This is a genomic window from Rhodoplanes roseus, assembly GCF_003258865.1.
Lineage (GTDB): Bacteria > Pseudomonadota > Alphaproteobacteria > Rhizobiales > Xanthobacteraceae > Rhodoplanes > Rhodoplanes roseus.
The window spans coordinates 1-12,695 of the sequence record NZ_NPEX01000025.1 but is presented as its reverse complement, the minus strand read 5'-3'; the positions used below and the strand labels follow the sequence as shown (position 1 = coordinate 12,695).

Sequence of the window (12,695 nt, the reverse complement as noted above, 5' to 3'; positions counted from 1 at the left end):
GGCCGGTGTTCCGGTCCGCTTCGGCCATCTCAGGTTGACAGCCCCGGCAGGCCTCCTCAATCATCCGGCTTTCCCGTCCCGATGAATTCCGGTTATCGGCATGGAGCTGCGCGACATCGAGTATTTCGCCGTGGCTGCCGAGCACGGGCATCTGGGCCGTGCGGCGGAGGCGTTGGGTCTCACTCAGCCGGCGCTCAGCAAGAGTCTTCGGCGGCTCGAGACCGGGCTGAAGGTCAAGCTGGTGAGGCGCACCGCCCGCGGCGTCGTGCTCACTCCGGAGGGCGCGGCCCTGCTGGGCCGCGTGCGCGAGCTGCGGCTGATGGTGCGCAACGTCGAGCGCGAGATCGCCGAGGTCAGTGAGGGGCGCACCGGTCAGCTCAGGATCGGTCTCAGCATGGCGGTCTCCGAGACGCTGCTGGCCCGGACCTTCGCGGACGTGATCGGGAACGCCCCGAACATTCGTCTGAAGGTCGGCATCTCCGACAACGACCTGATGATTCCGGCGCTGCTCGAAGGCGAGCTCGACGTGATCGTGAACTATGGTCGTCCGCACGAGTCGCTCGCCAGCGAGTTCCTGTACGAGGACGAGTTCGTGGTCTGCGCCTCGGTGGGGCACCCGCTCTCCCACAGAGCCGGCGTGACGCTCGACGATCTGGCGCGGGAGCGCTGGGCGCTCTCCGAGCAGACCCTGATCTCCCAGCGCTGGCTGCTGGACCGGTTTCGCGAGGGCGGCTATCCGCCGCTGCGGATTTGCTTCGAGTCCCGCTCGGTAGCGTTCCGGCTGCGCACGGTCGCCTGCTCGGATCTCCTGACCTTCGCGTCGCGCAGCCTCGTTCGCGAGAGCGCATCGGCCGGCGATCTCGCGATCCTCCCGGTGCAGAGCCTCACCTGGCCGTTCCCGGTCTCGGCGGTGTACCGGCGCGATTCCTGGCGCCCGCCCGCTCTCGATCGGTTCATCGCCAGCATCAGAGAGGCCGCCGTCGCGTTGCGGCCGGCGGCGTGAGGGTCAGGACAGCGAGGTCGTGGTTGCATCGACGGGGGCGAACCCGCAACGGACGATGCGGTGCGCCGCGGACCGACCTTTCGGGCCCGGCGGCGAAAGGGCCGGAACAGGAGTGAATGTCGATCGGGTCGTGTTTTGGGAGATCCGGTGGTGGGCGCTGCAGGGATTGAACCTGCGACCCCATCCGTGTGAAGGATGTGCTCTCCCGCTGAGCTAAGCGCCCGGACCGAAGTGGCGAAGTAAAGGGCGGGGCCTGACCTGTCAAGGTCCGGCCGCTGGATCACTGTGGCGGCAGCGGGGTCGCCGGCGCGATGGTGGCGGGCGCCGTCGCAGGAGCCGGCGGCGCCGATGGCGCGGCGGCCGGGCGGGTCTGGCGCACCGCGGGCTTCGAGGCTCGGGCGCGTTGCGCGGTCGGCCGGCGCTTCTGCGGCGGTGGCGGCACCGGCTGCAGCTCCACATACACCGGATTGGGCTCCAACATGACCGTGGAGCTCGCGAATTCGCGCTCGCCGGGGTTCGTGTCCGAGCGCACGGTCTGCACCGGAACCGTCACCGGCTGATAGCCGGGCAAGGTGAAGCTGACCGCGATGTCGCCGGCGAGCGGCACCGGCAGGGTGCAGGGCGTGCGGCAGCTCGCGCCATTCGCCAGCTTGGCCTCGGCCCCGGGTGGATCGCTTTCCAGGTTCAGCGCCGTGGTGGCCGGGCCGCCGAGGCCGAAGCTCGGCACCTGGAAGGTGGACAGCGACTCGCATCCTGCGAGCAGAATGCCCGCGGCCGCGACCGCCAGAACACGGTACGAAACGGTGGTCATGGTTCGGCGTCCCCCAACGCCCACCGCGACATTAGGCATGCGCACGGGCGGGCGCAACCATTTGGGGTCCGGAGGTGTCCGGCGGAGGCGACGCCTGCTGGCCGCCTCGTCAGCGGGACTGCAACGCCAGCAGTTCGGCGACGGCGGCCGGAAGGTCGGCATAGCGGCTGATCACCCGGTCGGGCCCGAGGCTCGCCACCGGGACGTCCGTGTAACCGAAGTCGACGGCTACGACGGGCACGCCCGCGGCCTTGGCGGTCGCGATGTCGGTCCCGGAATCGCCGACCATCACGGCGCATCCGGGGGAGCCGGCGGCCGCCGCGATGGTGCCGAGCAGGGCGCGCGGATCCGGCTTCATCACGGGGAACGTGTCCTGGCCGCAGATCACCGGGAACCGCTCGGCGAGGCCGAGGGCCTCCAGCAGCTTCACCGACAGCCGTTCGAGCTTGTTGGTGCAGACGGCGAACCGGCAACCCTGGCCGGCGAGCACGTCGAGTGCGTCCTCGAGCCCCGGAAACGGCCGCGACAGCTCGGCGATGCGGGCCGCGTAATCGTCCACATAGACCGCGTATAGCCGGTCGATGTCGTCCGGCCCGCAGGCGCGGCCGTGGGCCGTCAGGCCGCGTTGGATGAGCAGCCGCGCGCCGCCGCCGATGAACCGGCGCGCCTCGTCGAACGGCACTGCGGCCATCCCTTCGCGGGACAGCAGGCCGTTGAGCGTGTCGATGAGATCCGGCGCGGTATCGACCAACGTGCCGTCCAGATCGAACACGACGAGCGGCGGCGCGGGCTGGTGCATGTCTGCCTCGGGTCTAGCCCCGGAGACCGGGCCTTACCCGGGCCGACGCGACGACGCAAGCCACTCCTTCTGCGATGCGGTAGAATCCCGCCCGGAGCGGCGATCCCGGCCGCCGATGCCGGCCCGGCCCTAGGCGGACGGTCGGAACAAGGCTACATAGCGGGCAACCGTCCTGTCCCGGAACCGTCCCGCGTAGCGCCCATGACTCCCGACTCCCTCAAGCGCGAAGCCGCCGCCCGCGCCCTCGATTTCGTCCGGCCCGGCATGCGCCTCGGCCTCGGCACCGGGTCGACCGCCAAGCATTTCGTCGCTCTCCTGGGCGAGCGGGTGCGGGCCGGCCTCGATGTGATCGGGGTGTCCACCTCGGAGGCCACCCGGGCGGACGCCGAGGCGGCCGGCATCCGGCTCTCGACGCTCGAGGAGACTCCGGTCCTCGACCTGACGGTCGACGGGGCCGACGAGATCGCGCCCGACCTCAGCGCCATCAAGGGCGGGGGCGGCGCGCTGCTGCGCGAGAAGATCGTCGCCTCGGCGTCGGCCAGCATGATCGTCATCGCCGACGAGTCGAAGTGGGTGGAGACGCTCGGTCGCTTCCCGCTGCCGGTCGAGGTGGTGCCGTTCGGCCTCGCGCCGACCCGCATCGCCGTCGAGGCCGCCGCCGCCGCGGCAGGCTGCCCGGGCCCGGCGGAGCTGCGCCGCACCCGCGAGGGCCACGCTTTCGTCACGGACGGCGGGCACTTCATCCTCGATCTCGCGCTCGGTCGAATCCCGCAACCGCGGGTGCTCGCCGAGCGGCTCGCCGCGGTTCCGGGCGTGGTGGAGCACGGACTGTTCATCGGGCTGGTGCGCACCGCGATCATTGCGGGTGCCTCCGGACTCCGCGTCGAAAACGCCTGATCGGTTTGCAACAGGGGATTCACATGCAGGTCGCCTCGCTCCTTCGTGCCGCCGCCGTGGTGGCCCTCGCGTCGGGTGCCTTCGGGCTCGCGCCGGCCCACGCGCAATCGACTCCGGCGCCGTCGCCGGCTGCCGTCGCCACGGCCCGCGAGCTGATCGTCATCAAGGGCGGCAGCGCGATGTTCGATCCGATCGTCACCGGCGTGGTCGAGTTCGTGAAGAACACCTTCCTGCCGACCAACCCCCAGCTCGGCAACGAGCTCAACGAGGTCGCCCTGAAGCTGCGCAAGGACTACGACGCCAAGCGTGGAGAGCTGCTCAACGAGGTCGCTACCGTCTACGCCCAGAAGTTCACAGAGGCCGAGCTGAAGGAGCTGATCGCGTTCTACAAGTCGCCGCTCGGCAAGAAGATGTCGACCGAGGAGCCGGTGGCGATCGACGAGGGCCTCAAGCGCGCCCAGGTCTGGGCCGATGCGTTCTCGAACGAGGTGATGTCCAAGTTCCGCGAAGAGATGAAGAAGAAGGGCCACGACCTGTGAGTGCCGCACGCAGCGTCGACCTGTTCGTGATCGGGGCCGGATCCGGCGGCGTGCGCGCCGCCCGGATCGCGGCCGGGTACGGCGCGCGCGTGATGGTGGCGGAGGAGTATCGGGTCGGCGGCACCTGCGTGATCCGCGGCTGCGTGCCGAAGAAGCTCCTCGTCTACGCCGCGCGCTTCCGCGAGGCCTTCGAGGACGCGCCCGGCTTCGGCTGGGACGCGACCGCACCGACCTTCGACTGGTCGACCCTGATCGGCAACAAGGACCGCGAGATCGCGCGCCTCGAGGCGGCCTACATGGCGACGCTCGGCAAGGCCGGCGTCGAGATCGTCAAGAGCCGCGCCGTCCTGGAGGACGCCAAGACCGTCCGGCTCGAGGCGACGGGCGAGCGCATCCGGGCCGAGCACATCCTGATCGCCACCGGCGCGACGCCGCATCTCGGTCCGGCCATCCCCGGCATCGAGCACGTGATCTCGTCCAACGAGGCGCTTCACCTGGAGACGCTCCCGGGCCGTGTCCTGGTGCAGGGCGGCGGCTACATCGCGGTCGAGTTCGCCTCGATCTTCGCCGGGCTGGGCTCCAAGGTGTCCCTGGTCTATCGCGGCGAGAACATCCTGCGCGGCTTCGACGACGAGGTGCGGCAGCATCTGCGCGCCGAGCTCGAGAAGCGCGGCATCCACGTGATCACGGGCAACACGGTCGCGGCTGTCGAGCCCTGCGGGAAGAGCTACACGGCGCATCTGTCGGGCGGCATGCAGGTCGCCGCCGACGCCGTGATGTTCGCGATCGGCCGGCCGCCGGCGGTGCGTGGCCTCGGCCTGGAAAACGTCGGGATCAAGCTGGCCGCCAATGGCGGGATCGCGGTCGACGAATACTCGCAGACCTCGGTGCCGGGCATCTGGGCCGTCGGCGACGTGACCAACCGGATCAATCTCACGCCGGTGGCGATCCGCGAGGGCCACGCCTTCGCCGACACGGTGTTCGGTGGCAAGCCGACCCGGACGGACCATCGTAACGTCCCGACCGCAGTCTTCTCGGAGCCCGAGATCGGCACGGTCGGGCTCACCGAGGCGGAGGCGCTGGCCGAGCTCGGCGACGTCGACGTCTACCGGACGAGCTTCCGTCCGATGAAGGCGACTCTGTCGGGCCGCGACACCAGGGTGCTGCTCAAGCTCCTGGTGGACGCCGCGACCGACCGGGTGGTGGGCTGCCACATCGTCGGCGAGGGCGCGGGCGAGATGATCCAGCTCGTCGGCATCGCATTCCGGATGGGCGCCACCAAGGCCGACTTCGACGCCACCATGGCCGTCCATCCCACCGCGGCCGAGGAATTGGTGACAATGCGCCAGCCGACGCTGCAGCACCGCCGGAAGGCGGCCGAGTAGGGGCGGCGGCCGAGCCGCGAAACGTCGCGTCGCCGCGGGTGTCGGGCCGCAGCGTCGCCCGTGCGCGGCCGGCTCCGCACAACCGTTGCTGCCTGCGGGCGCGCGCCTTACATTGGCGTGGGACGAGCAGCGGAGGGCCCCATGGGCCTGAACATCGATACGGAAGAGGCGCACCGCTTGGCCGAGGAACTCGCCCGGGCCACGGGCGAGAGCATCCCCGACGCGGTCACCACCGCGTTGCGCGAGCGGTTGGAGCGGGTGCAGCGAGGCGACCGGGCAAACCTCGTCGATCGCCTGAGGGCTATCGCCAAGGATAGTGGGCCGCGCTGGAAGGAGCCCTGGAGATCGATGGAGCACGACGCGCTTCTCTACGACGAGAACGGATTGCCCAAATGATCATCGACACCTCGGCCCTGATCGCAATCCTGAAGGAGGAGCCGGAGGGAGAGCGGTTCCTCGTCTCGATCGGGGATGCGGAGGTGCCGCGTATGTCCGCGCCGACTTATTTCGAGACAGGTCTGGTGGTGGATCGAAACAACGATCCGACGCTCAGTCGCAATCTGGACGACCTGCTGAAAGAGGCGGACGTGATCATCGAGCCGGTCACGGAGGCGCAGGCCCGGATCGCTCGTCAGGCCTATCGGGACTTCGGCAAAGGCAGCGGGCACCCGGCGCGGCTGAATTTCGGGAATTGCTTCAGCTATGCCCTGGCGAAGGCCACGGGCGAGCCGCTGCTGTTCAAGGGAAACGATTTCGGTCGCACCGATATCGTGCCGGCGCCTCCGCCCGTCGGCTGAGACGGCGGGCGCATTGTGCTCCGGGGCTAAACGGGCCCCGGACCATCGGGCTGGCCTCCGCGCGCCAGCCTCGTGTATAACCCGCCCGCGCGGTCCAAGAAGGCACCGGGACGAGACCCGGCCCGCGCGACGAGGACAAGCACATGCCCGAGCGGTGGACCCCCGATAGCTGGCGCAAGAAGCCTGTTCAGCAGGTCCCGGACTTTCCGGATCTGGCCGCTCTGACGGCCGTCGAGAAGCAGCTTTCCACCTTTCCGCCGCTGGTTTTTGCGGGCGAGGCGCGCAGCCTGAAGCGGCAGCTCGCGCGGGTCGCGGCGGGCGAGTGTTTCCTGCTGCAGGGCGGCGACTGCGCCGAGAGCTTCGCCGAGCACGGCGCCAACAACATCCGCGACTTCTTCCGCGTCTTCCTCCAGATGGCGGTGGTGCTGACCTATGCGGCTGCCTCGCCGGTCGTGAAGGTGGGGCGCATCGCCGGCCAGTTCGCCAAGCCGCGCTCCTCGCCGACCGAGACGCAGGGCGGCATCGCGCTGCCCAGTTATCGCGGCGACATCGTCAACGACAACGAGTTCACGGCCGCCGGACGCGTCCCCGATCCGCGCCGCCAGCTCGAGGCTTACCGGCAGTCCGCCGCGACCCTCAACCTGCTGCGCGCCTTCGCACAGGGCGGCTACGCCAACCTCGCCAGCGTGCATCAGTGGATGCTGGGCTTCGTGAAGGACTCGCCGCAGTCGCGCCGCTACATGGAGCTGGCCGACCGCATTTCCGAGGCGCTCGGCTTCATGCAGGCCTGCGGCCTCGACCTCGAGCGGCATCCCGAGCTGCGGGGCACCGAGCTGTACACCAGCCACGAGGCGCTCCTCCTCGGCTACGAGGAGGCGCTGACCCGCGTCGATTCGACCAGCGGGGACTGGTACTGCACGTCCGGCCACATGCTGTGGATCGGCGACCGCACGCGCCAGCTCGATCACGCCCATGTCGAGTACTGCCGCGGCATCAAGAACCCGATCGGGCTCAAGTGCGGCCCGTCCATGAAGGCCGACGACCTGATGCGGCTGATCGAGGTGCTGGATCCGGACAACGAGCCGGGCCGCCTCACCCTGATCTGCCGCATGGGTGCCGACCGGGTGGGCGAGCTGCTCACGCCGCTGGTGCGCGCCGTGAAGCGCGAGAAGCGCAACGTGATCTGGTCGTGCGACCCGATGCACGCCAACACGATCTCGTCGGCGTCCGGTTTCAAGACCCGGCCGTTCGACCGCATTCTCCAGGAGGTGAAGGGCTTCTTCGCCGTGCATGCGGCCGAAGGCACGATCGCGGGTGGCGTCCATCTCGAGATGACGGGAAAGAACGTCACCGAATGCACGGGCGGCGCACGCGCCATCTCGGACGAGGATCTCAACAGCCGCTATCACACCTTCTGTGATCCGCGGCTGAACGCCGAGCAGTCGATCGACCTCGCCTTCCTGCTCGCCGAGCTCCTCAAGAAGGAGCGCCTCGCCCGGCACGTGCCGATGCCGGCTTCCGCGAGCCTCTAGGTCGCGGTGGCCACGGCCGGCCTGCGGGCCGGCCGCATCCGTGCCCTCGAAAGTCTCTTCACGCGGCGTTAACCGCTCCGGCCAACTTGCGGCGGCCGGCTGCGGAAAGCGGCAATGAATCGATAACAAGTCGGGTCAACTTGTCCTGATCACGGCGGCGCAGGGGGGCCGGGTGAAGAGGGACAAAGGCCTCTTTCTGTACGCAGCGACGACCGCCGCAGCACTGGCGGCGAGCGTCGCGTCGCATGCCGCCGAATGGCCGAGCCTGCCGTCCGGACCGACGGACGAGGCCACGGTCTGGGATCCGGGGCCGCGCTGGCCGGCGCTCGGGTCCGAAGGACGCGAGTCGCCAGCGGCGAGAGCCGATGCGGAACCGCGACGGGCACAGCCGTCGCCGACCGCCGAAGGCCCCGCCGGGTTGTCCAGACCACGCACCCGCGCCGTTCCGTCCGCAGACGCGGCAGCCGGGGATCTCGGCCCGCAATGGCCGAGCGTGACGGCCGAGGCGCAGGCCGCGCCGGTTGCTTCGGTCCAGCAGGAGAGACGGGCACAGCCGTCGTCTCCTGCGGCCGACGCCGACGTCACCGGATCCATCGTCCGTGAGCCCGCCACGCCCCCGGCCGTTGCCAAGGCCGACAGCGAGGGGACTTGGGGCCCGGCTTGGCCCGACCTTTCTGCTCCGACCCGAACCGCCGGGTCGGCTCGCGAGGCCGACGTTACCGGATCGGTCTCCAGCGCGCCGCTCGTCACCAAGGCCCCTGTCCGCGGCGCGGCATGGCCGGCCTATGTGGTCCCGGCGCCGGTGCGGACCTTCGCGTTCGAGGTCGGCGGCCGCTACTGGTACTCGACCGGCAAGGCCGACTTCGGCTTCCGCAATGGCGCCCCCGGTTACGGCGATCCCACCTCGACGCTCGACTGGCGCGACACCCGCGGCCACGCCGGCGAGGTGTTCGGCCGCATCGATCACCGGCCCACGGGCGTCTTCGTGAAAGGATTGATCGGCGCCGGCACGCTCGGCGGCGGCACCATCACGGACCGGGACTATTTCGCAGGCCAGTACGTGTTCTCGGACACGTCGAGCGACATCAACGGCGACAGCTTTCACTACGGCATCGTCGACGCCGGCTGGTCCTTCAATGTGCCGAGAGCCGGATTCCGGGTCGGCGGCTTCGTCGGCTATCACTACTGGAACGAGAAGCTGACGGCCTATGGCCTGACCTGCAACGCCGACGACGTCGGCGGCGCGGTCTGCGGGCCACCCGGGTCGGTGCAGATTCCGTACACGACGGCCGTGCTGGCCTACGAGCCGACATGGCATGCGCTGCGCCTCGGGATCGACGGCCGCTGGGAGTTCCTGCCGGGCTGGTCGGTCGCCGGCGAGGTCGCCTACATCCCGATCGCCCGCCTCGAGAACAAGGACAGCCATCTCATGCGCCAGAGCATGAGCGACCTCGGGCCGGCTCCCAACGTGATCTCGCGATCGTCGCAGGGCTACGGCATCGAGGCGGAGGTGTTCGTGAATTACGCCGTCACGCCGTTCCTGGAGCTCGGGGTCGGCGGGCGGTACTGGGGGCTCAACGCCGATACCGGCAAGGTCACGTTCGGCCCGAGCTTCGGGTCGAGCTACGACCTCACGAAGTTCGAGCAGCAGCGTTACGGCCTGCTGCTGCAGGCGAAGGGACGTTTCTGACCGCCGGCACGTCCGCCGGCCGGCCGGCCTCCTGGCCGCTGCTCCGGGCGGGCCGCAGCCCGTCCGGCCTGGCGTGGGACCGCGACTCAGATCGCGTCCTTGAGCTCCTTGGCGGCGCGGAACGCGACCTTCTTGCTCGCCTTAATCTTGATCTGCTCGCCGGTGGCCGGGTTGCGGCCCATGCGGGCGGCGCGCTTGCGGACCTGGAGGATGCCGAGGCCGCCGATGCGCAGGCGGTCGCCCTTCTTGAGGTGCTTCACGACCAGCCCGACGAAATCGTTGAGAATCGCCTCGGACTGCTTCTTGGCGATCTCGTGGTCGCCGGCGATCGTCGCGGCGATGTGCTTGAGCGTCACGGTCGGTGCCGTGGTCGTTGCAGCCTTGGCCATCACAAATCCCTCCTCTGCTGGATCGATGGACGCGAAAACCGCCCGTCAAATATATGATTCCCGCGCTTTGACCAGCGGCAAATGCAAGAAAGGCCCGCTTCCCATGGGTTTTCGGCGGGTATGGTGCCGAAAAGGCTTGCCCGGCAGCTGTTTTTGCGCCTCTTCGAGAGCGGTTTTCTGTCCGTCGGATCAGTCGTCTCTGCGCGCTTGACTTCGATCGATCAGGGCCCTATTTCAGCGGCTCCGAAGTTCGGGGGCGTAGCTCAGTTGGTTAGAGCGCCGGCCTGTCACGCCGGAGGTCGCGGGTTCGAGTCCCGTCGCTCCCGCCAGCCATCTCAATGGCTTAGGCGAAATTCTCCCCGAGCGATTCAACTTTTTCGGGCCGAGCGATTCAACTTTTCCGCTCGACTGTTCGCCATCTGACCTCATCGACCGTCTCCATTCTTCGACTGTCGCAGTCGTGCCCGTCCGCTCGCGCGGGCGCGGTCGGCGAGCCGGACCACAGCGGCGTTCTGCGGCAGGTACGTCTCCTGCAGCGCGCGATTCTGGTCGATCGTGTTCGCCATCTTCCCGGCCAGTGCGGCTGGATCGACGCCGCCCGCGACGGCCTCGACGGCTCCGCTCCGGCGGAAATCCATCAGCTTGCGCGTGTCGCCCGGAAACACGAGTGTCCGCACGACACGGAAGTCGTCACCGAGTGTGTCCTTCGTGTAGGGCACCGGCGGCCGGGGGCGACCGCCCTTGGAGCCCGGCTCCCCGCCGCGCGTGTGAAAAATCGGAGTGTCGGGGAGGAGGCTGAAGGGGAGGCTCTCGATGTAGGCAGCCACCAGCCGCTCGGTGCGGCGGCTCACGGTGCCGATCGCCGCCTTTCCGGTCTTCGCGCGCGCGAGCGAGAACAACGATCCGCCTCCGTCGTCGCGCAGCTGGGCGGTGGTGAGCGTCCGCACATCGACAGGGGACAGCATGGTGTCCCATGCGACCGCGAGCGCCGCCGCGAGGCCGCGGTAGCCGTTCCGCCACGCCGCCTTGACGAGGCGGACCGCCTCGCCTTCGCGCCAGATCGCGTTGCGGGGCGTCGGCGTCTTCCTCCGAATTCCGAGCGACGGGTCCTCCTGGCGCAGGCAATACGGAGTGCCGTCGGCCTTCTTGAGGGCGGCGACCACGCGCCAGAGGGCTCGCCAGATCTTCATGGCTCGATGAGCCTCGCGCACGCCGACGCGCTCCAGCAGGGCCGCATACCAGGCGTCCAGATCCTCGAGCGAGGTCGAGCCAGGGTCGACGTCGCCGAAGATCGGATCGATGTGCTTCCAGCCGCGCTCCCAGTCCTCTCGCGTCCTGGGCGGCTTCGATTTCCAGGTGGCTGTCGCGCGATATCGCGCATAGCCTTCGCCGAGGCTGCCGGCCGGGTAGACGCGTGCCGCCGGGCCGGAGCTTTCGACGGCCTCTCCCTTCCGGGCCGCCCGGGCGGCTTTTCGGGCTTCATCCCATCGCTCGTTGCAGCGATGTGCGATCGCCCAGGCCTGAGGCCCGTCCTCCCCGCAATCAACCATGGAAAAACCGAGCTTTCGCATCGTGGGAGTCGGAACCCAATAGCCCCATGTGCGGCTGTTCGGCCAAGCTTTGCGGGTGACATAGTATCGGACCTTCACGTTACCCACCGCGCAACCTCGCCACCCTCGCTGCCACGACGTCTCTAGCGTCGCGCGCAGCAGGCGGCGGGGTCAACTGTCCGAAGAGGTGGGGATGACGGCGGCGCCGCCACGCGTCGATGGCATCCAGGTCGTAGTTCCCGGTGATGGCGTCGGCCGCCGGAAACCCGGACTGGACGAGGGCCGGAAGGGCGTCTCGAAACGCGTCGAGCGACAGCCCGAGCCGACGCGCCGCCACGACGGGCGGCACGTCTCCTCCGGGCGGAAGCTTGAAGCGCATCGACATCCGCGGCCCCGTCAGAATGGTCGGTCGTCGTCGACGCCCGCGTGATCGACACTCTCGAGGACCTCGTCTCCGTTGTCGTCCTCGGAGGCCGGCAACTCCGGCGGCGCGATCCGCCGCGGATAAGGCGAGACGTAGGGGCGGTTCCTCGACATGACGGTCTCCTCGTCGGGGAGCGTGTACGAGAAAAGGGCGCCGCCGCCGTAATAGTGGGTCGTCCAGGCAACGGCGGACGGTCCGTCGGACGCCGGTTTCGGCACGTCGACCCGGAGCATCTTGGCGCCGAAGCGCTCCTCTTCGGTGCACCGCCCGAAATGACGGCGATGCCCGAACACCTCGACGCAGGCCCACTGAAAGCCGGGTGGCAGCAACGGCTCGGCTTGCGGCGGTGCGGGCGCGACCTGGGCGATTGCCTCGGTCTCCGCTCCGGCGGGCGATGCGGCCGCAGCGGCACTGCTGCGTTCGGCCGCGCGAGCGATGGCCAGGTCGTAATATGCCGCGACGTCGACGTCGCCGAAGCCCGCATCGCGCAGCCGCTTCTCGAAGCCGGGGCGGAGCGAGCAGCCCACCGGCGTCTCCAGCGACACAGCCCAGCGCTCCTCGATCATCACCTTCGCCATGCCGTCGATGATCGTCTCGGGTGTCTGCTCAGGCATCGGCATGCTCCCGTTCGGCCGCCCCCGCTCTGCCGATCGCCGGCTCCGGCTGACCGGCGAGCTCGATCAGCGCCTCCACGATGGTGAGGCTCGGCGCGACGTCGTCGCGATAATGGCAGGCGCGCTTGCGCGCGGTCTTGGCGTCCACGGCGCGCGCGAAGACCTGCGCCGCATCCACCCAGGTGGGCGCCGCGGCGCCTTCGATCTGCACCCGGTGCTTCCAGCGACCGCGCTGGTCCTGGCGCTTGCGCCCGAGGTCGCGGGC

15 protein-coding genes and 2 tRNA genes are annotated in these 12,695 nt (G+C 69.4%); 9 read left to right on the top strand and 8 right to left on the bottom strand.

All coding sequences use genetic code 11. The features are described 5' to 3' along the window. Positions 1 to 100: 100 nt before the first annotated feature. Positions 101 to 1,003 carry a LysR family transcriptional regulator gene (locus tag CH341_RS05820; RefSeq protein ID WP_111418089.1) on the top strand — a complete coding sequence of 301 codons (903 nt, stop codon included), beginning with the start codon at positions 101 to 103 and terminating at the stop codon, positions 1,001 to 1,003. Positions 1,004 to 1,151: 148 nt separating this feature from the next. Here the strand turns inward: CH341_RS05820 and CH341_RS05815 are convergent. The 3 genes from CH341_RS05815 to gph all read right to left on the bottom strand — a co-directional run bounded on the left by CH341_RS05815 (position 1,152) and on the right by gph (position 2,613). Next, positions 1,152 to 1,226 (bottom strand) — tRNA-Val (locus CH341_RS05815). A 57-nt stretch (positions 1,227 to 1,283) separates the two neighbouring features. Continuing rightward, positions 1,284 to 1,814 (bottom strand): LSm family protein, encoded by a 531-nt coding sequence (locus tag CH341_RS05810; protein WP_111418088.1) that lies wholly within the window; start codon positions 1,812 to 1,814, stop codon positions 1,284 to 1,286. 109 nt (positions 1,815 to 1,923) lie between these two features. Further along, positions 1,924 to 2,613 (bottom strand): phosphoglycolate phosphatase, encoded by a 690-nt coding sequence (gph, locus tag CH341_RS05805; protein WP_111418087.1) that lies wholly within the window; start codon positions 2,611 to 2,613, stop codon positions 1,924 to 1,926. Positions 2,614 to 2,814: 201 nt separating this feature from the next. Between gph and rpiA the strand changes: the two genes are divergently transcribed. From rpiA to CH341_RS05770, 7 genes are all read left to right on the top strand, one after another. After that, complete coding sequence (gene rpiA, locus CH341_RS05800; RefSeq protein ID WP_111418086.1) at positions 2,815 to 3,510, top strand: ribose-5-phosphate isomerase RpiA; 696 nt, start codon at positions 2,815 to 2,817, stop codon at positions 3,508 to 3,510. A gap of 23 nt (positions 3,511 to 3,533) precedes the next feature. Continuing rightward, on the top strand, positions 3,534 to 4,049 hold the full coding sequence (locus CH341_RS05795) for a DUF2059 domain-containing protein (RefSeq protein WP_111418085.1): 516 nt from the start codon (positions 3,534 to 3,536) through the stop codon (positions 4,047 to 4,049). Continuing rightward, positions 4,046 to 5,434, top strand: coding sequence for a glutathione-disulfide reductase (gor, locus tag CH341_RS05790; protein WP_111418084.1), 1,389 nt, complete (start codon positions 4,046 to 4,048; stop codon positions 5,432 to 5,434). Before CH341_RS05795 ends, gor begins: the two co-directional genes overlap by 4 nt. 141 nt (positions 5,435 to 5,575) lie before the next feature. Continuing rightward, entirely contained in the window at positions 5,576 to 5,830 is a 255-nt protein-coding gene (locus CH341_RS05785; protein ID WP_111418083.1) for a type II toxin-antitoxin system VapB family antitoxin, read from the top strand. Next, a complete protein-coding gene (locus tag CH341_RS05780; RefSeq protein WP_111418082.1) occupies positions 5,827 to 6,231 on the top strand; it encodes a type II toxin-antitoxin system VapC family toxin in 405 nt (134 codons plus the stop codon). The genes CH341_RS05785 and CH341_RS05780 overlap by 4 nt, the downstream gene beginning before the upstream one ends. A 143-nt stretch (positions 6,232 to 6,374) precedes the next feature. Continuing rightward, the gene (locus CH341_RS05775) at positions 6,375 to 7,763 is read left to right on the top strand and encodes a class II 3-deoxy-7-phosphoheptulonate synthase (RefSeq protein WP_111418081.1); all 1,389 of its coding nucleotides are present in this window, start codon (positions 6,375 to 6,377) and stop codon (positions 7,761 to 7,763) included. Positions 7,764 to 8,181: 418 nt separating this feature from the next. After that, complete coding sequence (locus CH341_RS05770; protein ID WP_146604383.1) at positions 8,182 to 9,453, top strand: hypothetical protein; 1,272 nt, start codon at positions 8,182 to 8,184, stop codon at positions 9,451 to 9,453. 86 nt (positions 9,454 to 9,539) lie between these two features. On the opposite strand, the gene CH341_RS05765 is transcribed toward CH341_RS05770, so the two are convergent. After that, positions 9,540 to 9,842, bottom strand: a complete 303-nt coding sequence (locus CH341_RS05765; protein ID WP_111418079.1) for an HU family DNA-binding protein — start codon at positions 9,840 to 9,842, stop codon at positions 9,540 to 9,542. Positions 9,843 to 10,094: 252 nt separating this feature from the next. Between CH341_RS05765 and CH341_RS05760 the strand changes: the two genes are divergently transcribed. Further along, positions 10,095 to 10,171 (top strand) — tRNA-Asp (locus CH341_RS05760). Positions 10,172 to 10,267: 96 nt separating this feature from the next. On the opposite strand, the gene CH341_RS05755 is transcribed toward CH341_RS05760, so the two are convergent. The 4 genes from CH341_RS05755 to CH341_RS34085 form a co-directional block, all read right to left on the bottom strand. Then, positions 10,268 to 11,413 carry a hypothetical protein gene (locus tag CH341_RS05755; protein WP_146604382.1) on the bottom strand — a complete coding sequence of 382 codons (1,146 nt, stop codon included), beginning with the start codon at positions 11,411 to 11,413 and terminating at the stop codon, positions 10,268 to 10,270. A 79-nt stretch (positions 11,414 to 11,492) separates the two neighbouring features. After that, positions 11,493 to 11,777 (bottom strand): hypothetical protein, encoded by a 285-nt coding sequence (locus CH341_RS05750; protein WP_111418077.1) that lies wholly within the window; start codon positions 11,775 to 11,777, stop codon positions 11,493 to 11,495. A gap of 11 nt (positions 11,778 to 11,788) precedes the next feature. Then, complete coding sequence (locus tag CH341_RS35730) at positions 11,789 to 12,382, bottom strand: hypothetical protein (RefSeq protein WP_245430897.1); 594 nt, start codon at positions 12,380 to 12,382, stop codon at positions 11,789 to 11,791. 40 nt (positions 12,383 to 12,422) lie between these two features. Then, a partial coding sequence (locus CH341_RS34085) for a hypothetical protein (RefSeq protein WP_170149490.1) occupies positions 12,423 to 12,695 on the bottom strand: 273 nt, incomplete at its 5' end.